This window comes from Sphingomonas sp. (assembly GCF_017744835.1).
In the GTDB taxonomy this organism is placed as follows: Bacteria; Pseudomonadota; Alphaproteobacteria; order Sphingomonadales; family Sphingomonadaceae; genus Sphingomonas.
The window spans coordinates 312956-334991 of the sequence record NZ_JAGIAM010000002.1; the positions used below are offsets into that span (position 1 = coordinate 312956).

1 protein-coding gene is annotated in these 22036 nt (G+C 68.9%); it reads right to left on the bottom strand.

Annotated elements, in window-relative coordinates; all coding sequences use genetic code 11:
- Positions 1–18 precede the first annotated feature (18 nt).
- Positions 19–21843 (bottom strand): right-handed parallel beta-helix repeat-containing protein, encoded by a 21825-nt coding sequence (locus J7500_RS07425; protein ID WP_294061018.1) that lies wholly within the window; start codon positions 21841–21843, stop codon positions 19–21.
- Positions 21844–22036: the final 193 nt, after the last annotated feature.

Below are 22036 nucleotides of genomic sequence, written 5' to 3' on the forward strand. Positions count from 1 at the left end.
CGCGACGCCTCGCCGGGCTTAGAAGGGCACGGTTCCGCTCAGATACTGGTCGCCGGAGACCGACAGCACTCGACTGGGCGTCGCGCCGTCGTTGCCGGTGCCCAGCAGGCTCAGCGGGTTCTGTCCGCTGACATAGGCTTCGACCTGCGCATGCGTTGCCGGAGAGGTCGCGAGCCCTTCGATGTAGAACTCGTTCACCCCGCTGACGCTGCCTTGCTTGCGCAGGCTGATGCCCGGCATGTTCGCACCGATCGAGCCGCTCGTGTTGCCCGATATCTCCAGATAGACCGTCGCGTCGCCGACCGAACTGCCCGACTCGACGCGGATGCCCGAACGGACCGCCCCTGCGGTCGGCGAGCCGACCGTGTTGTTGATAATCTTGAAGTAGCCGATGTTGTACGAATTGGTGATGCCGGCAAGGATGCCGACGCCCTCCATTCCGCTGACGTTGTTGTTCGAGATGATCGCCCGGACCGTACCGGTCTGGGTCGTATCCGCACCGCCGAGCTGGCTCCCGACCGCGATGCCCGACGAGCCGGCGATATTGTCGATGGCGTCGACGGTGTTGGCGTCGACCAGGAAGCTGACATTGGCCTTGTTGCCCCCGAAGCCCGAGATGCCGATACCCTGGAAGTGCGCAACTTCGTTGCCGGTGATCGAGAAATTCCCCTGCCCCGTCCCGGTGACGCCCACCGAAATGCCGTTGGTGCCCAGCGGCGTGCCCGCGCTGGCCAGGCCGATGTCGTTGTTGGCAATCTGGATGATCGTGCCCGTGCCGGGGGTGGTCTGGTAGGTGCCGAGCGTTGCCGCCGCCGCTTGCGAGCCGTTGCCGCCCTGGAACTGGATGCCTGCGCCGCTGACGAATTTGTTGATGACGTTGTTGTTGATCGTGCCGGCGAGCACCGCGGCCGCGCCTCCGGCCGATCCGTTGATGTCGATCTGAACGCCCGAGCCCTTCGAAGTGGCGGTGCTTCCGCTCGCCGTCATCGTGTTGTTCGAGATGTTGATGTTCGAGATCGTCCCCGACTCGTTATAGATCTGGATGCCGCTGTTATAGGCATTGGTCAGCGTGCTGCCGGTGACGGTCACCGTGCCGTCCAGATTGTTGATGCCCGTGCTGACGTCGTTGAACGCGATGTTGCTCGTGCCCGCAGTCGAGGTCGAGATTCCCGAATTGTTGATCGTGCCGTTGGTGAAGGCGAAGTTGGTGACGTCGGTGCCGTCGATGCCGCTCAGCCCGGTGTTCTGGATGTTGAGCTGGTCGAACGAGACGTTGGTCACCCCGGTGAGCTTGACGCCGTCCCCCGTCATGTTCTGGATCGTGCCGCCCGAGGAATTGTTGGTCGTGCCGGCATCCCCGCCGACGGTCAGGCCGCCCTGCGTGCCCGTGTTGTTGAGCACGATGCCGTTGACGCCGCCATTGGCGGAGATGCTGACGAAGTTCAGCCCCGTCGCGCTGATCGTCGTGTTCTGGACGTTGAGCGCCGTACCGCCGGCAGCGGCGATGGTGTTGTCCGTGCCCGCCACCGAGATGATGCCGCCGCCGGTGGCAGTGAAGCCGGCTCCGGTGGTCGTGACGATGTCGAGGCCGGTCCCGCCGCCCGCGAAGTTGATCGTGGCGCCCGTGTTGTTGGTGAGTGTCACCGCCGCGTTGGCCTGCGTCGACAGGTTGACGGCGTTGAAGGTGATCGTACCCCCGTTGCTGTTCTGCACCAGGATGCCGGCCGCGGCAGCGCCGCTGCCCGAGATCACGCCGTTCGCCGCGAAGGTGATCGTGCCCGCGTCATGCTCGTTGATCGAGACGGCGCGGCCGTTGTTGTCGGTGATCGTGCCGCCGAAGCTGATCGAAGCGTCGCTGCTATCCACCGTGAATGCGTTGCCTGCGCCGGCGTGGGTGATGATGGTGTTCGTGATGAAGGCGAAGCTGCCCGTCGAGCCGTTCGTCGCGTCGGAGCCGGCCAGGATGTCGATACCGGCATCCCCGCCGTTGAGCGTGTTGGCGCTGCTGATCGTGTAGTTGCCGTCGGCGTTGTTGAACTGGAAGCCCGTGCCGTTGGTCACGTTGAAGCTGCCAGTCGTCTGGAACATCAGCGTACCGCCCGAGTGGTTGGTCACCGCCAGCGCCGCGGCGTTGTTCGCCTGGACGACATCGCCGCTGAAGTTGAGGTTCGCGGTGCTGTCGCTGACGGTGATCGCCGCGCCGGTGGGGCTGGTGATCGAAGTATTGTCGCCGAAAGCGAAGCTCCCGCTCGAGCCGTTGATGATGTCGATCCCGGCATCGCCGCCGTTGAGCGTGGTCGTGCCGGTGAAGTTGTAGGCGCCATCAGCGTTGGTGAACAGCAGACCGGTGCCGTTGGTGGCCGTGATGGTGCCGGTGAAGGTCACCGTGCCCGTCTGGTGCCCGTCGATTTCCACCGCGGCGCCCGCGCTCGTCTTGTTGACCGAGGCCGCGACGCTGACCGAGCCGGTGCCGCCGATGATATAGATGCCGCGGCCGGCAGGATCGTCGGTGGCGCCGATCGCGCCGCCGTTGATGTTCACGGTATTGGTGCTGCCGTTGATCTCGACGCCGTTGCCGGCGCTGCCATTGATCGTGACGCTGTTGAAGGTCACGACCCCGTTTCCGGAGCCGTTGACTTCGATGCCTTCGTCGCCCGTGGCACCGATCGTCGTGGCGCCGAAGCTGACCGCCGATGAACCGCCGCCGCCGATGAAGATGCCGTCCGAGGCGACACCGGTGCCGGCGATGCTGGTCGTGCCGGTAACGGCGAAGGCGCCGCCGTCGACATTATTCAGGTTCACCGCAGTCGCTGCGGTGGTCCCGGTGCTCTGCAGCGTCGCGAAGGTCACGCCCGCGGCACCGACGGTCAGGCCATCGAGGCCGAGGATCTGCCCCGTCTGGGTCGTGACCGAATTGCCCGCGCCCTGAATCGTTAGGATGCCGCCCCCACTCGCGACGATGCCCCGGCCCGAGCTGGTGGTGACGTCGAGCCCGTTGCCGCCGCCCGCCATGGCGAAGTTGATCGTCGCGCCCGCGTTGTTGGTGAGCGTGATCGCGTCGCTCCCGCCGGTCGAGAGCGCGATGCTCTGGCCGGTGAAGTTGAGCGTGCCACCCGTGTTGCTGGCGATCAGGATGCCCGTGGCGTTGTCCTGGATATTCCCCGACAGCGTCACCGTGCCGCCGGAGCGGCTGCTCGCTTCGAAAGACCGGCCGGCAGTGGCGGTGATCGTGCCGCCGTAGCTCAGGTCGAGCGCGTCGCCCGCCAGCGCGATGCCGCGGGTCGTGGCGGTGATCGCACCGCTCGCGATCGTGGTCGTGCCGTTGAGCGTGCCCGCCGTCCGCTGGACGAAGATGCCGTTCGTTCCGCCGCTGTTGTTGACGGAGGCGAAAGTCAGATTGGCGGTAGTCGTGGTGGCACCGGTGTTGGTGATGTTGAGCAGCGTGCCCGTCGTGGTGGTGATCGAATTGCCGCTGCCCAGCACATTCACCGTGCCGCCGCCGCTTATGTTCATCCCGGTGCCGGCGTTGCTCGCGATGTCGAGCCCGGTGCCGCCGGCATTGAACGTGATCGTGCCGCCATCGTTGCTCGACAGATTCACCACCGTCGTCGCGCTGGCGATATTCATCTGGCCGTTGAAGACGATTGCGCCGCCGTTGCTGTTGATGACCGAGACCGCCGTGCTGGCGTTGCCGATCGCGCTGCTGATCGCGCCGTTGAAGGTGGCGGTGCCCGCATCGTGCCCGTCGATCTCCACGGCGCGGCCGTTATTGTCGGTGATCGCGCCGTCGAAGGTCACATTGGCGCTGCTGAGCAGCGAGAAGGCGCTGTTGGCATCGGCGTTGTGGATGAGCGTGGTGCCCGCTCCGAAAGCGAAGGTGCCGGTCGCGCCATTGTAGATGTCGATGCCGGCATTGCCGCCGTTGAGCGTCGTGGTGCCGGTGAAATTGTAGATGCCGTCGGCATCGCTGAACTGCATGCCGGCGCCCGTGGTCGCGTCGATCGTGCCGGCATAGGCGAAGGTGCCCAGCGTGTGATTGCCGGTGAAGTTCACCACATTGCCGCCAGTGGCCTGGGTGATCGAGCTGGCCGCGTCGAAGTTGAAGCTCGCGGTACCGCCGGCGATGGCGAGCGCCACGCTCGATGCACCGGAGATGTCCACATTGGTGGCGTTGATCATGCCGCCGGGCGTGGTGAACGACAGGCCGGTCGCGCCGCCGGTGATGCTGACGTTGGTCAGCGTCGTCGTGCCGGTCGCGTTGTTGAGCGTGATCGAAGTGCCGGTCGCGCCGGTGCTCGTCACATTGGTGAGCGTGCTGCCGGCCGCATTGAGCAGAATGTCGTTGGCGTTGTTCTGGAAGGTGACGTGGTCGATCGTGGTGTTGGTCGAAGGCGTGATCTCGATGCCATAGGCGCCCCCGGCGCCGAAGTTGCGGATCGTCATGTCGCTGACGATCGTGCCGGTCGCGCCGCCATTGTCGACGATGCCGTGCAGCGCGCCGCCGGTGCCGTCGAGGATGAAGCCCGAGATGCGGTTGCCGCTCGCGCCCAGCGTGATCGCGTCCGCGCCCGACGAAGTGGTGAGCGTCGCCGCGCCGTTGCCGTTCGGGTTGGTGATCGTCAGCGTGCTGCTGGCGAGCTGGATCGTCGAAGGCACGGTGAGCGCCAGAACAACCGGACCATTGCCGAAGCCGCGCACCTGGTTGTTGGCCAGCAGGTTGAGCGTGTTGTTGGCGTTGGTGCCCGCCGCGCTGATCGCCGAGCCGTTGTTCACCAGCAGGATCACGTCACCCGCAGCGAGCGCAGCCTCGGCCGCGGCGAGCGTCATCGGGTTGGCGCCGTCCGCGCCCGATCCATTGCCGCCGCCGGCTGCGCCGTCCGAATCGACGAACAGCGTCTTGCCGATGCCGAAGCCCAGACCGGGGCTGGCGGTGAAGTTGACGTCGCGGAAGTCGTAGCTGCCTGCCGCCGGTGCCGCCGACGCGTTGATCGGCGTCCCCGCAGAGATGCTGGAGCCCGTGTCACCCGCGGCCTCACCGTCGCCGAAGGTGAAGGACAGGTTGGTGGCGGCATCGAGCCACACGCCCGTGTTGACGCCCGAGATCGAGGCGGATGCGCCGGCCGCGGCATTGTCGCCCAGCCGGACGGCCTGTCCACCGAAGCTGCCGCGGAGATCGACTGCGATCGTGCTGCCCGCTGCCGAGCTGGTCACGTCGAAATCGCCGACGGTGACCGCGGCGAGCAGGTCCGCGCCGTTCAGGTCGAGCGCGACGGCGCTGCCGCCGGTCAGGCCGATATCGAGATCGGCGATCGAGAGCGCCGCGCCCAGCGTACCGCCGATGTCGATGCCTCTGCTGGCGATATTCTGCAGATTGACCGTGCCGAGCGTGATCGCGCCGCCGGCTGTGCCGACGTTGGTGAGCAGGACCCCGCCACCGCCGGACATGGTCACGCTGGCGAATTCGATGCCCGCGCTGCCGACCGTGGTACCGCTCAAGCTCACAGTGCCGCCGCCGATCGTGTTGCCCAGGCCGGTGATGTTCAGCGTGCCGGCGTTCGTGGCGAGTAGGCTGTTGCCGGCTCCCGTGGTCGTGATGCCCAGCCCGCCGCCGGTGAAGTTGATCGTCGAAGTCGCGTTGTTGAGCAGCTCTACGCCGTTGGTGCCCACGAGATTGAAGGTCTTCGAGGCGCCCGAGAAGGTGATGGTGGTGCCGCCGATGTTGTTCGACGCGAGAACGCCGCCCGCCACGCCGGTTGCTTGCAGATTCCCACCGAAGGCCAGGTTGCCGCCGGTGCGGTTGCGAACCTCCACCGTGCGGCCGGCGCTGGCCTTGGTGACAGCAGCATTGATCGTAACCGCGCCGTTCCCGCCATCCACGGTCACGCCATTGCCTGCAGGGCTACCGGTGCCGCCGATCGCCCCGCCGCCGATCGTGACCGATCCGGTGGCGCCGGTGATGAGCACGCCGTCGCCCAGGACATTGTCGATCGTGACGCTCGAGAAGCTGATCGCGCCGTTGCCCGCGCCGTTGATCTCGATGCCCTCGTCGCCCCCGGCGCCGGAGATCGTCGCGTTGCCGAAGCTGACCGAGGAAGCAGAGCCGCCGCCGACCCAGATGCCGTCGCTGCCACCACTCAGGCCCGTGATGACGGTGTTGCCGCCGCTGAACGCGCCGCCGTCCAGATTGTTGACGCGGATCGCCGCGGGCGCGGTCGATGTGGAGCCACCCAGCGTGGCAAAATTGATTCCACTCGCGCCTGCAGTCACGCCGTCGAGATCGACGATGCGGCCGGTGCCGGTCTGGATGGCGTTGCCGGAGCCGGCAAAGCTGATCGTGCCGCCGGTCGACGCGACGAGCCCCGCGCCGCTGGCGGTGTTCACGTTCAAGCCGCCGCCCAGGAAGCTGATCGTCGCGCCGCCATTGTTGGTGAACGACAGGCCGGCGCCCGTGGTGGTGTTGATCGTCACCACGCCATTGAACGTCGCGTCGAGCGGGTCGATCTGGCCGGTGTTGTCCTGAATCGCGATGCCGGCGGTCGATGCGTTGGTGACGGTCACCGCGCCGGTGACGGTGAAGCTGCCTTCGACCTGGTCGAGCAGGATGCCATAGGCACCCCCGCTCGACGTGACGCTCGAAGCGGTGATGTTCACGCTCAGCGGATCGAGGTTGATCGCCGTGCCGCCAGTCGTGTCGACCGAGCCGTCGAGCGTGGTCAGCAGGAAGCCGTTCGCCTTGGAATTGGCGACCAGCAGGCCGGTGCCGCCGGTGTTGGCGATGTCGAGATCGCTGAAAGTCAGCGCGCCCGAGACGTTGGTGAGGCTCAAACCATCGCCCTGGACCCGCGCGCCGGCAGTGCCGATCGTCAGCGCGCCGGCATTGACTGTCTGGATGCCCGCGGTCGCGGTGTTGCTGTCGAAGGTGACGGTGTTGAAGACCAGACCCGCGGTTTCACCACCCGCGGTGCCGATGGTCAGCCCCGACATGCCGGTGAGCGTCAGCGTGCCGCCGGTGCCGTTGAGGTTGAGCAGCGCGCCCGGCTGGTTGCCCGCGTTGGCGAGCGCGAGGTTCTGCAGGTTCACGATGCGCGCCGCAGCGCCCGAACGGATGTCGATGCCCGCGCCGCCACCCGAGATCGTGCTGTTGCGGATCGTCGCGGTGCCGGCGGTGCCGCTGGCGTAGACGCCCGCGCCGGTGCCGGTATTCGATATAACCGCCCCGTCGATCACGCCGGTGCCGCCGAGCTGCACGGTGCCGGTCGCGTCCGCCGAAGTCAGCAGCGGTGCGCCCGAACCGGTCAGCGGATTGACAATGAAGCCCGTCGTAATGCCGTGCACGGTCACGTTGGCGGGGGCGCCACCGCCGACATTGAACGAATCGACGTCGCGGAAGCTGAGCAGCGTCTGCCCATCGGCCAGCGACAGGGTGCCCGTGATCGTGTCGAACGCGCCCGCGCCCGCCTGGCCGTCGAGCAGGACGATAAAGGGCGCCGTCGACGCGTCCGCGCCGGCGATGCTGCCCGGGTCAGCCAGTGTGCCCACGCCTGTGGCACCCGCCCGAACGAAATAGGCGTTGACCGATAGCTGGGTGGTGTCGCCGACCAGGTTCACGTCGGCGAAATTATAGGTGCCGCTGACATTCAGTCCGGTGATGACGATCGGCGTGGTGGCGTTGATCGTCGAGAACACGTCGATCGTGTCTTCGCCGTCGCCATATTGGAAGGCGCCGGTACGCGCCGCGTTGGTGAGGTCCACGCCCACGCCCACGCCCACGATCGCGCTGCTGTTCGTGACAAGAATGTCGCCCGCGCCGGTGTTGCCGGTAAGGTCGATGCCCTTGGTGCCCGTGGCCGAAGCGCCGGCCACGTCGAGCGTGTCGAAAGTGACGTCGCCCAGCGCGCCGGTCAGGTCGACCGCGGTCAGGCCGGCAGTGAGGCCCGCGATGTCCACGTCACCGAAGGTGAAGCTGCCCGCAGACCCGCTGGTGATCGCAATCCGCGCGCCGCCCGAGAGCGTCAGGTCGCCGAAGGTGTAGGTACCGTCGGCATCCGCCGCGAGGAGCCCGATGCCGCCCGTGGCCGAGACGCTGGCGCCGGTGAATTCGGCATTGCTCAAATCGCCGCCGATGATCACCATCAGCGGCTGGCCCGCCGCCGACTGGGCGATGCTGCCCGAATAGGCGATCGTCGCCGACGAGCCGGCCAGCAGGATCGAAGGTCCGGCCGAATCGACGATGCTCGTGCCCGAGCCGAAAGTGAGGCTGCCCGCCGAGCCGGCGACGATGCCGATCCCGACGCCGTTCAGCGCGGTCGTGCCGGTGAAGCTGTAGCTGCCGTCGGCATTGGCGAAGCTCAGTCCGCTCCCCCCGCTGGTCGCAAGGCTGCCGGTGAAGCTCGCGGCGGTATTGTCGCCGCCGACCGAGATCAGCGCGCCGGCGGTGATGCCCGAGATGGCGCCGTCATACGCGAAGGTCGCCCCGCCGCTGCTCGTGAGGTTGATCGCGGCGCTCGTCGTGCCGACGATGCTCGAGCCGCTGCCGAAGCTGTAATCGCCCGAGCTCGGGCCCGTGAGCTGGATGCCGTAGCCCGCGCCCGCCGCAACGGTGAGCGCGTCGATGCTGACCGCACGGCCGCCGGTGCCCGCTCCACGCACATTGGCCAGCAGGACGCCTACGCCGGTGCCCGAATAGGCGACGCTGGTCAGCGCCACGTCCGCATCGACGCCGTTCAGCGCGAGCGCCGAGGATCCGCCGCCGCCCAGGATCGTGTCGATGTCGCCCGTCGCCGAGAAGGCGAATCCGCCCGGCGCCGCGAAGACATAGGCGCCGAAGCCGCCGGTGTTGGCCAATCCAAGGTCGAGCGACAGCCCGCCGCCGACCTGGTCGAGGCCGAACGCGTCGCCCCCGACGCGCTGGGCGGCGGTGCCGATCTGCAGCGTACCGGACACGGTCTGGGTGCCCGCCGCCATCAGGTCTGCGTCGAAGGTCACGCCCTGGGCGTAGAAGCCACCGCCCTCGCCGTTGCCGCCGGCGATCGTCACGCCGTCCAGCGCAGAAATCGTGAACGTGCCGCCGGTGCTGGCGAACGACGCCACGATGCCGCTGGTCGACGAGAGCTGCAGGTGGTTCAGCGCGACGCTCGCGCTGGTGCCACCGTCGTCCAGGTCGATCGCGCCGATCGCACCCGAGATGATGCTGTTGCGCAGGCTCGCACGGAGCGCGCCGCTGCCGGCGACGCCGACCCCCATGTTGCCGCTGGCGATCACCACGCCGTCGATCAGCGTGTTGGAAGCGAGCTGGACTGTCGGTGCGCCGGCGGTTGCCGTGGTGAGCACCGGCGCACCCGATCCCGCGAACGGATTGGTCACTGCACCGCCGCTGATGCCGAACAGCAGCACATTGCCCGGCGCGCCGCCGCCCAGGCTGATCGTGTCGCCATTGAGGAAGCTGAGCAGCTTCTGGCCCGCGTCGAGCGCGAAGGTGCCGTCGCCGCCGACGGTGATCGTGTCGGACAGGCCGGCGCCCGCCTGCGTGTCGATCAGGATGATCGCGTTCGCGCCCGAAGCCTCGGCGTCGGCGATGCTGCCCGGATCGCTGCGCGTGCCCGCGCCCGTGGCGCCCGCCTGAACCCAGAACATCGTGGTCGAGGTCTGGAGCGTGCTGGTGTCGCCGGTCAACGCGACGTCGCTGAAGTCATAGGTGCCGGTGACGCCGTTGAGGCCGGCGATGACGATCGGCGTGGTCGCGCTGATCGACGAGGCGGCGCCGTCTAGGTCGGTGCTCGAGCCGTCGCCGTAGCGGAAGTTGCCCGTGATCGCCGCATTGGTCAGGTCGACGCCCACGCCGAGTCCGGTCATCGCGCTGCTCTCGCTGACGATGATGTTCGCCGCCGTGGTCGATCCGCTGAGGTCGATACCCTTGGTGCCCGTGGCCGAGGCGGCGCTGATGTCGAGCGTATGGAAGCTGACATTGCCCGTCGCGCCGGTGGCGTCGAGCGCGGTGCGGCCCGCGGTCAGCCCGGCGACGTCGACGTCGCCGAAGGTGAAGCCACCCGCCGATCCGGCGGTGATCGCGATCCCAGCTCCGCCCGAAAGCCCGAACGAGCCGAATTGATAGGTGCCGTCGGAATTGGCGAAGGCGAGCCCGGTGCCGCCCGTCACGCTGAAGCTGGCCGACTGGAAGTTCAGCGTGCCGCCGGCGTGGTTGACGACAGAGATCGCCGCATTGCCCGCGCTCGAATGGGTGATGCTGCCCGCATAGCTGAGGCTCGCGGTCGAATCGGCGATGCTGATCGCAGTGCCGCTCGGATTGGTGATCGAGGTGCCGGCGTTGAACGAGAAGCTGCCGGCCGAGCCGTTGACGATATCGATGCCTGCATCGCCGCCGTTGAGCGTGGCCGAGCCGGCGAAGATATAGCTGCCGTCGGCATTGTCGAACTGCAGGCCGGTCCCGCCGGTCGCGCTGAGGGTGCCGGTGAAGTTCGCGGAGCCCGAATGGCCGTCGCTCACCTTGACCAGCGCGCCGCTGGTGATGCCGGTGATGCTGCCGAGATAGCTGAAGCTGCTGGCGCCGCCGTTGGCGAGTTCGACACCCATCGAGGTGGTGCCGGCGATCGCCGAGCTGCTGCCGAAGCTATAGACGCCGGTGCTCGTCCCGCGGATCGAGATGCCCTTGACCGCACCTGCCGCCACGCTGAGCTGCGCCACGTCGACTGCGCGGCCGCCCGTGCCGATGCCGGTCACGTCGATCGCCTGGAGGCCGTAGCCAAGCCCCGAATACACCAGGCTCGTCAGCTGGACGTCGGCCGAGAGGCTGGACAGCACCAGCCCGGTGCCGCTGCCGGCCGCCGGGCCGGTGTCGATGCTGCCGGCGAGCGTGAAGTCGAAGCCGCCCGCGCCGCCCGCTGCATGAATGCCGTCGCCGGTGGCGTTGAACACGCTGGCGGTCAGGTCGAGCGCGCCCGTGGCGCCGTTGATCGTCAGGCCGGTTCCGCCGACGCGGCTGCCCGCGCTGCCGATGCTGAGCGTGGCCACCACTTCCTCGATGCCGGCAGTCGCGCGGTTGGCATCGAAGATCGCGCCGTCGCTGTACAGGCCCCCGCCGGTGGTGCCGCCCTGGATGGTCAGGTTGGCAAGCTGGGTCACGTAGAGCTGGCCGCCGCCATTGCCGAGCAGCGAGACGACATTGCCGGTACCGCTCGAGAGCAGAAGGTTGCTGAGCGCGACTTCGGAGGTGCTGCCGTTGTCGATCACCTCAAGCGCGGTCGCGCCGCCGTGGATCGTGCTGTTGCGGATCGTGACGCCGGTCACGCCCGCCCCGAGGACGGCCGTCGCGTCGAGGTTGCCGATGACGACGCCGTCGATCAGCACGCCCGAGGCGAGGTTGACCGTGGTCGCGCCGGCCGTGGCGGTGGTCAGCATCGGTGCGCCTGAGCCGGCATAGGGGTTGGTCACCACGCCGCCCGAGATGCCGTACAGCAGCAGGTTCGCCGGGGCGCCGCCGCCCACGTTCAGCGTGTCGGCGTTGCGGAAGCTCACCAGGCTCTGGTTGGCTGCGAGATCGAGTTCGCCGCCTGCGCCCGCGGCGTCGATCACGTCCTGGCCCACGCCCTGGGTGTCGAGCAGCACGATCACGTCGGCGCCCGAGGCTTCGGCGTCCGCAAGGCTGCCCGGATCGCTGCGCGTGCCGGCGCCCGTGGCGCCCGCCTGCACCCAATAGACGCTCTTGCTGGTCTGCAGCCCGGTGGTGTCGCCGGTCAGCGCGACGTCGGCGAAGTCGTAGGTGCCGGTGAGGCCGCTCATGCCGCCAATGAGCAGCGGCGTGGTCGCGGTGATCGAAGAGGCCGCGCCGTCGGCATCGGTGTTCGATCCATCGCCGTAGCGGAAGGTGCCGGTGATCGCAGCCCCGCTGAGGTCGACACCCACGTCGACGCCGGTGATCGTGCTGCTCTCGCTGACGATGATGTTCGCCGCGGTGGTCGAACCGCTCAGGTCGATGCCCTTGCTGGCAGCGCCCGAGCCCGAAATGTCGAGCGTGTCGAAGCTTACGTTGCCCAGCGCGCCGGTCAGGTCGACGGCGATCTGGCCTGCGCCGATGCCGGTCACGTCGACGTCGCCGAAGCTCAGCGTGCCTGCCGAATCGGTTTGCACCGCGATGCCCGCGCCGCCCGAGAGCGCCACGTCGCCGAAGCGGTTGGTGCCGTCGGCGTCGATGAACAACATGCCCGTGCCCGCGGTGGCGGTGATCGTCGCCTGCGAGAAGTCGAGCGTGCCGCCGCTCTGGTTGAACGCGACGAAATTGTCGGTGGCGAGGCTCTGCGACAGGCTGCCGAGATAGGTGACGTTCGCGCTCGAATCCTGGAGCACGAAATTGGCCACCGCGCCATTGGTGACGCTGGTGCCCGCTCCGAACAGGAAGTCGCCCGACGAGTCGTTCGAAACGTTGATCCCGGCATCGCCGCCGTGAAGCGTGGTGGTTCCGGTGAAGCTGTAGGTGCCGTCGGCGTCGATGAACTGCAGACCGTCGCCTGCTGTGACGTCGATCGTGCCGTCGTGGAAGCTTGCGGCGCCGATGTGCGAAAAGGCTACGAGCGTCGCCGCTGCCGTGCCCGTGCTGGTGATATCGCCCGAATAGTCGACGTCCGTCGCGCCGCCGATCAGCATGCCGATGCTGTCGGAATGCGTGATCGAGGCGTTGTCGAACACCCAGGAACCGGCGCTGACGAGCACCACCGGCCCGTTGGTGAGGTTCAGCGCGCCCGTATGGAAGACGTCGCGCGTCGCATCGGCGGCAGTGGTGTTGAACGCGACGATGCCGGCATCGGTGCCGGCGACGCTGCCGAAGTCGAGCGCCAGCGCCGCATCCTGCGCGAACAGCGCCGCGCCGGTCGACGTATCGAGCGTGCCGGCGCGGACCGAGACGCCGAGATCCACGTTGCCGGTGATCGAGACGCCGATGCCGTTGCTGTTGGCGACGTCGAGCCGCGAGAGATCGAGGCTGCCGTCGCTGAGGCCGACGATGAAGCCGTCCCCGTCGACGCGGGCGGCCGAGGTGCCGATGGTGAGCGCGCCGCCCACTGCCTGCGCACCTGCCGTGACCAGGTCCGAATCGAACAATACGCCCGTGGCAAGGAAGCCCGCCGTCTCGCCGTTGCCCCCGGCGATGGTGAGGTTGTCGAGCGCGGTCACAGTCAGCGTGCCGCCACCCTGGCCGTCAAGATCGACCACCGCACCGCTGGTCGAGGCGAGCAGAAGGTCGCTGAGCGCGAGGTTCGCCGTCAGGCCATTGTCGATGAGGACGATCGCCCCCGCCTGGCCCGTGATCGCGCTGCCGCGGATCGCGATATTGGCGACACCCTCGCCATAGATGCCGGCGCCACCGCCGGCATTGTCGATGCGCACGCCCTCGATGCGGTTGCCCCCGCCGAGCACCAACGTGTTGAAGCCCGCGGCACTGGTGGTCAGCACCGGCGCGCCCGATCCGGCATAGGGGTTGGTCACCATGCCGCCCGAGATTCCGAACAGCAGCAGGTTCGCCGGGGCGCCGCCGCCGACATTGACCGTGTCGCCGTTGCGGAAAGCCAGCAGGCTCTGATTGGGGTCGAGGTCGAGCGCGCCGCCCACGCCCGCGGCATCGATCACGTCCTGGCCTGCACCCTGCGTATCGAGCAGTATGATCACGTCGGCGCCCGAGGCTTCGGCGCCGGCGAGACTGCCGGGATCCGCGCGCGTGCCGGCACCGGCAGCGCCGGCCTGGACCCAATAAACGGTCTTGTCGGTCTGGAGCGCAGTCGTGTCGCCCGTGAGCTTCACATCGGCGAAGTCATAGGTGCCCTTGGCGCCGTTCAGACCGGTGATGACCAGTGGCGTGACCGCGCTGATCGACGAAGCCGCGCCATCGGCGTCGGTGCTCGAACCGTCGCCATAGCGGAAGGCGCCTGCGATCGCGGCGTTGGTGAGGTCCACGCCCACGCCGAGCCCCGTCATCGTGCTGCTCTCGCTGACGATGATGTTCGCCGCGGTCGCCGAACCGGTCAGGTCGATGCCCTTGCTGCCAGCGGCGGACGTTGCAGTGATGTCGAGCGTGTGGAAGCTGACGTTGCCCAGCGCGCCGGTGAGGTCCACCGCGGTCTGGCCCGCGCCCACGCCATCGATGTCGACGTCGCCGAAGGTGAAGCTGCCCGCCGAGCCGCTGCGGATCGCGATCCGCGCCGACAGATCGGTCGCGCCGCTGAAGTCGTAGGTGCCGTCGGCGTTCTGGAACAGCAGCCCCAGCCCGCTGGCCGCGTCGATCGAGCCGGTGAAGTTCACGGTGCCGTTGTGGCCCGAGCCGGCACTGAACGCCGCGTCGGTACCCGCGTAATCGATCGAGCCGGCGAAGTTGAAGACGCTCGCGCCGCTGTTCTGCAGCGAGATTGCCGACAAACCGGTGGTGCCGATCGACGATGCCGCGCCGAAGCTGAAGCTGCCCGAGTCCGTGCCGGACATGGCGATCGCAGTGGATGCGCCGTTCGCCACGGTCAGGTTCGCGACATCGACTGCGGCGCCGCCCGCGCCCACTCCGGCCACGTCGATCAGCACCAGGCCCCCGCCCGTGCCGGAATAATGGATCGAGTCGAGCGCCACCGAGGCCGATACATTCGCCAGCGCGACCCCGAAGGTCGCACCGCCGGCGACGTCGATCGTGCCGCCGGTCGTGGCGAAGCGCAGCCCGCCGGTGCCACCGCCCGCATAAAGCCCGATGCCGGTGCTGGCGACATCGATGTCGAACGCCGCGTCGCCGCTGCTGTCGCCGAAATAGACGCCGATATCGCCCACACGCGCGGCAACGCTGCCCACGTCGAGCGTGCCGGTGACGGTCTGGATACCGGCCGCGGCCCCATCGGCGTCGAACACCACGCCTTGCGCCAGAATGCCCGCGCTCTCGCCATTGCCGCCCGCGACACGGATGCCGTCAAGCGCCCGGACCGTGAGCGTGCCCGTGTCGGTGCCGTCGAGGAGCAGCGCCGCGTCGTTCCGCGCGGAGAGATCGAGGTTGACGAGCGATGCGCTGGCGGCGGCGGTCCCGTCGTACAGCGCGATCCCGCCCTGCCCGCCCGTGATGCGGCTGTTGCGGATGACGACGCCCGAAACGCCGGTTCCGGTGACGCCGACGCCATTGGAGGCGTCGATGCGCACGCCGTCGATCACTGCGCCCGAGGCGAGATTGACGGTGTTGCCGGCGGCCGAATTGGTGAGGACCGGCGCGCCCGATCCGGCGAAGGGATTGGTGATCTGGCCCGGGGTCAGCCCGTAGAGGTGCAGATTGGCCGGGCCGCCGCCCGGCAGCGTGATCGTGTCGCCGTTCAGGAAGCCGAGCAGCGCCTGGCCGGTGGCAAGGTCGAAGCTCCCGCCTGCGCCCGCGGCGTCGAGAATGTCGGGGGTGCCAGTGGAGGTGTTGAGCAGGATGATGACCTGCGCGCCCGAGGTCTCCGCGCCGGCGAGACTGCCCGGATCGGCCATGGTGCCGGCGCCGCTGGCGCCCGCGGCGACGAAATAGGTGGTCGAGGACGTGACGAGCCGCGAAGTGTCGCCCACCAGCCGGACGTCGGAGAAGTCGTAGCTGCCGGTGGCGGCGTTCAGACCGGCAATCGCGATCGGGGTGGCCGCGTCGATCGTCGACGCCGCGCCGTCGGCGTCGGTGCTCGAACCATCGCCATAGCGGAAGGTACCGGTGATCGCGGCGTTGCTGAGGTCGACGCCGGTTCCGACGCCGGCAATCGTGCTGCTCTCGCTGACGATGATGTTGGCAGCGGTGGTCGAGCCGCTGAGATCGATACCCTTGCTGCCGGCTGTGGACGCACCTGTGATGTCGAGCGTCTGGAAGCTCACGTTGCCCGTCGCGCCGGTGAGGTCGACGGCGGTCTGGCCAGCGCCGACTCCGCTCACGTCGACATTGCCGAAGCTCAGCGAACCCGACGAGCCCGAGAGCACGGCGATCCCCGCTCCGCCCGAAAGCGTCACGTCGCCGAAGCTGTAGGTCCCGACGGCGTTCTGGAAGCGCAGCCCCGGCCCGCCCGCCGCGTCGATGACGCCGTCGTGGAAGCGCGCGGTGCCGCCGTGCCCGACGATCGAGATCGCCGGAACCGGCGCGCCGCTGGTGGTGATGTCACCCGCATAGTCGAGGTTGACCATGCCGCTGAGATCGATCGCTCCGGCGCCGTTGGTGTTGGTGATCGACGCATTGGCGAACACATAGTCGCCCGCGCCGCCGCTGAGCGACAGCCAGCCGCCGCTCGGCAGGTTCAGCGTGCCCACGTTGAGCACCGGGGCGCCCGCGGTGGCGGCTACGTTGCCGCTCATGCGGATGCCGCCGTCGGTGGCGGTGATGCTGCCGAAGTTCAGGCTCAGCGCGGCGTTCTGCGCGACCAGCGCCGCGGCGTCGATCGTGTCGAGCGCGCCCGAGCGGACGAACACCGTGAAGGGTGTATTGCCGAACAGGTCGACGCCATAGCTGTTGAAGTTGGTCACGTTCAGGCTGGTGAACTCCAGCCTTCCGTTGCCGGTGATCCGGGCGCCGACGCCCTCGAGGCGCGCGCTCGCGGAGCCGACGGTCATCGCGCCCGAGACGGTCTGCGTGCCCGCGGTCGCGAGATCGGCGTCGAAAGTCACGTCGGCGGCGACGAAGCCGCCCGTCTCGCCATTGCCGCCCTGGATGGTGATGCCATCGAGCGCGGTGACCGTCAGCGTGCCCGCGCCGGTTCCGTCGAGATCGACGACGTTGCCGCCGCTCGAGGCGAGCAGCAGGTTGTTGAGCGCGAGGTTCGCCGCCGCGCCATTGTCGATGAAGCGGATCGCGCCCGATTGGCCGGCGATGCTGCTGGCGCGGATCGAGACGTTGGCGACGCCCGCGCCGTAGATGCCCGCGCCACCACCGGCATTGTCGATGCGTACACCCTCGATGCGGTTGGACCCGCCGAGCACCAACGTATCGGCGCCCGCCGCGCTGGTCGTGAGTACCGGCGCTCCCGAACCCGCATAAGGATTGACGATCTGCCCCTGGGGCACGCCGTACAGCAGCACGTTGGCCGGGGCGCCGCCCGACAGGGTGAGCGTGTCGCCGCCGAGGAAGCTCAGCAGTGCCTTGCCGGTGGCGAGGTCGAACGAACCGCCCGCCGACGCTGCGTCGAGCAGGTCGTTGCCGCCGGTCGGATCGTTGAGCAGGATGATCGTGTCGGCCGCGGAGGCTTCGGCGCCGGCGAGGCTGCCCGGATCGGCCGCGGTGCCTGCGCCGCTCGCGCCGGCCTTGACGAAATAGACCGTGTGCGACGAGGTGAGCGCGCTCACGTCGCCCGTCAGCACCACGTCGCGGAAGTCGTAGCTGCCCGTCGCAATGGCCATGCCCGTGGCAACCACCGGGGTGACTGCGACGATCGACGACGCCGCACCGTCCGCATCCGTGCTCGATCCGTCGCCATAGCGGAAGCTGCCGGTGATCGCGGCATTGGTGAGATCCACGCCGATCCCGACGCCGGTAATGTGGCTGCTCTCGGTCGTGACGAAGTTGGCCGCAAAGGTGGCGCCGGTCAGGTCGATGCCGCGCGTGCCCGCGGCCGAGCTGCCGGCGATGTCCAGCGTATGGAAAGTGACGGCGCCCGAGGCGGCACGCGCGTCGACGCCCCGCGTACCCGCGCCTAGCCCGGTGATGTCGGTGTCGCCGAAAGTGATCGAGCCCGAGCTGCCGCCCCCGAAAGCGATGCCGGTCGCACCCGGATTGGTGATGCTGGTGGCGCCGAACAGCGCCGCGCCGTCGATGTTCGCGAGGCTGACGCCGGTGCCGGTTGCGCCGGCCACGCTCAGGCTGGCGATCGCGACCCCGGTGCCGGTCTGCACGCCGTCGATCGAAACGCCGGTGGAAGCGCCGCTGACAGCGGTGCTGCCGATGGTGACCGCCGCGCGCACGTCACTGATGTCGAGCCCGGTGCCCGCCACGCCGCCGGCGGTAACCCCGCCGATAAGAACCGCGCCATTGTTGCCGGCGATCACAACCGCATCGCCGCCGATCGCGGATGCGCTGACGCCCGCGATCCCGACTGCGCCGCCATTGCCGCTGATGCGCAGCGCATCGCCCGCCACGCCGTTGACCGATACGGCGCCGAGGCCGACCGCGGCCGAGTTGCCGGAGATCACCACGCCGTCGCCGGCCGCAGCCGTCACCGATACGCTGCCGATCCCCACCGGCAGCCCGGTCGCGCCTTGAATCGAGACAGCGTCGCCGGCCGCATTGGCGACCGAAACCGAGCCGATCGCGACGCCTGCGGCGTTGACTGTGTCGAGCGCCAGCCCCGCTGCCGTGCCCGTAGCGGCAATGTCCACGTCGGCCGCCGCAACGCCGAGCGTACCCGCGCCCGCGCCACTCAATGCCAGCACCGTCCCGCCGCTCGCGGAGAGATCGAGATTCGTGAGGGTCACCGATGCCGCAGCGCCACCGTCGTCGATCGCGATAGCGCCCGCCGCACCACCGATCTGCGAATTCGAGATCCGCACGCCGCTCGTGCCCGTGCCCGCGATCGCCACGCTGGTGGCATTGCTGACGACCAGCCCTTCGATCGCCGAATTGTCGGCGAGGTTGATCGTCGCTGCCCCGGCCGTGGTGCTCGTGAGCAGCGCCGCGCCCGAACCTGCGAACGGATTGGTGATCCCGGGCAGCCCGAGCCCGGTCACGATCAGATTCGCCGGCAGCCCGCCATGGCTGGTGGCGAAAAAGTCGCCCGCGAGGAAGCTGACCAGCGTCTGGCCGGCGGCGAGGTCGAACGAGCCGCCCGCGCTCGCCGCGTCGAGCACGTCCTGTCCGCCCGCGGCATTGTTGAGCAGGACGATGTACTGCGCGCCCGAAGCCTCGGCACCGGCGAGGCTGCCCGGATTGTTGCGCGTGCCGGTGCCGGTTGCCCCGGCGAGCACATAATAGGCAGTAAAGCCGTTGCCGGTCAGGTTGCTGGTGTCGCCCTGCAGGCCCGCGCCGCTGAAATTATAGCTGCCCTGGCCCTCGTTGAGCCCCGCGATCAGCAGCGGCGTCAGCGCCGAGATCACGCTTCCCGATCCGGCGCCCCCGCCGAAAGCGAAGATGCCACTCATGCTCGCGCCGGTCAGGTCGACGCCCGTGGCGACTCCCTGAATGCTGGCCAACCCGCCGATCAGCACGTTGCCGGCGTTGATCGAACCCGCGAGATTGATGCCGGTGCCCGTCCCGGTGCCGGTGATGGCGAGCGAGCCGAAGCCCAGGTTGCCGAGCGCCCCGCTGAGATCGAGGCCCGCCGCGTTGCCCAGCCCGCTGATCACGACCGAGCCGAAGCTCACGCCGCCCGGCACATTGCCGATCACGATCCCGTTGCCGCCCGGGTTGAGGATCGACAGCGGGCCCGAGAATGCGACCAACCCGGCCAGACCATCGAGCGCGACCGCAGTGCCGAGCGTGTCGGCGAGCGTCACCGCGCCGAAATTGACCGACGAGCCGGCGAGCGAATTCTGCACGACGATGCCGCCGCTGCCGCTGATCGCCCCCGTGAAGCCGATCGCCCCGCCGAAGTTGTACAGGCCGACCAGCGGCACCCCGCCCGCGGGATCGGTGATCGTGCCGGCGAAGCTCAGGCCCACCGTGCCGCCGCTGGCCGCCACGCCCGCCGTGCCGACGCGCACCGCGCTGCCGCCGCTGTTGGTGATCGAGCCGCCGAGCACGCGGATGAGCCCGGAGGACCCAAGCAGCACCAACCCGTCGCCGCCGCTGTCCGAGAGCGTGAGGTTGCCGATCGTAAGGGCGTTGCCGCCCGCGCCGCCGCCCTGGACCGAATCGAGGATCAGCCCCGGCCCGGCCGCGCCGACCGAGCGCACGCTGGCGAGATTGAGGTCGATCACCAGCGGATCGAGATCCATCGCGGTGCCGGCGAGCGTGTCGACCGTGCCGTCGAGCGTCGTCAGCGTGAAGGCATTGACCTTCGAATTGACCACCTGGACGCCCGTCGCGTTGCGGTTGGCGACGTCGAGGTCGGCGAAGCTCAGGCTCCCGGTCACGTCGGTGAGGAAGACGCCCGGTCCGTCGACACGCGCCGCCGTGGTGCCGACTTCCATCCGCCCGGCGTTGACCGCCTGGATGCCCGCAGTCGTCGTGCTCGCATCGAAGGTCGCCGAGCGCACGCTGAGCCCGCCGTCCTCCCCATGTCCGCCAGCGATGGTGATGCCGGAGAGTCCGGTGACGGTGACGGTCCCCGCGCCCGAACCGTCGATGTCGAGTACATTGCCCGCGGTCGCCGAGAGCGTGAGGTTCGACAGCGCGACCGACAGGTTCGCGTCGCCGTCGTCAATGTCGACCGCGCCTGCCCCGCCCGTGATGTTCGAATTGGTCACCGAGACGCTGCTGCCGCCGCTGACGCGCAGCCCCGCGCCGGCGCCGCCGCGGATCGTGAGGCCGCTCAGCGCGACCGAGCCCAGCGTGTTGGTGAGCGAGAGCCCCGCCCCGCCGGTGTTCTCGATGACGACCCGGTCGAGCGCGAATCCGCCGACGCCATTGGCCGCGATGCCGATGCCGGCGCCGCGCACGGTGACGTCGCGCACCACCGACCCCTGGCCGAGCGCGATCGTGGGCGTCGCCGCGCTGGTGCCCGCGATCGTGCCGTTGGTGCCGCCGAGCGCGAACGACGTGATCCTGCCGTTGCCCAGCCGCACGTCGACCGCGCCGGCACCGCCGAGCAGATATTGGTTGGTGGCGAGCGTGACGCCGCCGGTGTTGATCGTGCCTCCGTTGCCGAGCGCGACCACCACGCCGTTCGCCCCCGCGCGCGTGACGGCGTCGCCGAGCGTAGTCGGGCTGGCGAGCGTGCCGGCCGCCCCTGCCGCCGCGTTACCGCTGGCATAATAGAAGCCCCCGAACGCCTGCCCGGTGCGGGCGTCGATCGCGAAGCTGTCGCTGGTCAGGTCGGTGAAGCGGCTCCCCGAACGCGCGACCATGTCGCGGCGCACGCGGTCGCCCATCTGCCGGTCGAGCCCGGTCGGGGCCGCGCCGCGATCGCCGCGCGCGCCGCCCAGCGGGATCGAGAGCCGCACGGTCGCCCGCGCATCGGTGCCGTAGCGATTGTCGCGCTCGACGGTGCCGCCGAAGGTGAAGCGCGCGCCGCTGTCGGCGTCCTCGACGTCGAACTCCAGCCCGCCGCGGACGCCGCGGTGGTTCTCGTCGGCGCTATTGTCCCAATAGTCGAACCCGCCGATCGATGCGCGCAGGCTGGCGTTGCGGCCGACGGGCAGGCGCGCGCCCGCCTCGCCGTTGAACCCGTGCAGCGGAACATCCTCGAGCCGGAAGCCCGAGCGGCGCTCGATCAGCCGGTTGTTTTCCAGCGTCAGCTCGCCCGAAGGCGCCGCGGCGGGGTCGATATAGCTGATCGTCGCGGTCTTGGTGATCGGCATGCGATAGTTGACGCGCACGTCGAACACCGAGCTGAAGCCCTCGAGCCCCAGCGACACTGCAGCCTGGTCGCGCGGGCCGAGGTCGGAACGATGGAAGTCCATGCCGGCGTTCACGCCGATCGCGAAATCCTCGCCCACGCGCGCGCGCGCGCCGATGGTAGCCGAGCCGTTACGGTCGAATCGCTGGTCGTAGCCGATGCGGCCATCGACATAGACGAGGCTCGAGTCGTTCTGCGCTAGCGGCGCCCAGAGCGCGGTCGAGACACCAACGGACTTGCCCGCTTCGGCATCGATCTCCGCCCTGGGTTTCCACGTCGGGGTTTCGCTCGTCTGAGCCCATACCGGAGAGGCCGCGGCCAATACCGCGCCGGTGAGGCACGTTGAAAAAAGCCGTGCCCGGCTGCTCGACTTGCGCATGTGTTTCCCCGTTCGCAAGCTGCCGTCGCAGCCGCGTCTCGTTCAAGTACCTGGACTCTGACGACCCCCGAGGCGCGTATCGGAACTGCCCCCGTCACGCCTCTGCCGAACGCAGCTACCACAGCGCAAAACCCGCAACAAGCGACGCTTACGTAGAACTACGCAGATATGCAGGCGCTTTCACGCCGGGAGG

Bases quoted from the DNA above. Each gene is read 5' to 3' on its own strand.
- J7500_RS07425 (WP_294061018.1), bottom strand. From the start codon at position 21,843: ATGCGCAAGTCGAGCAGCCGGGCACGGCTTTTTTCAACGTGCCTCACC.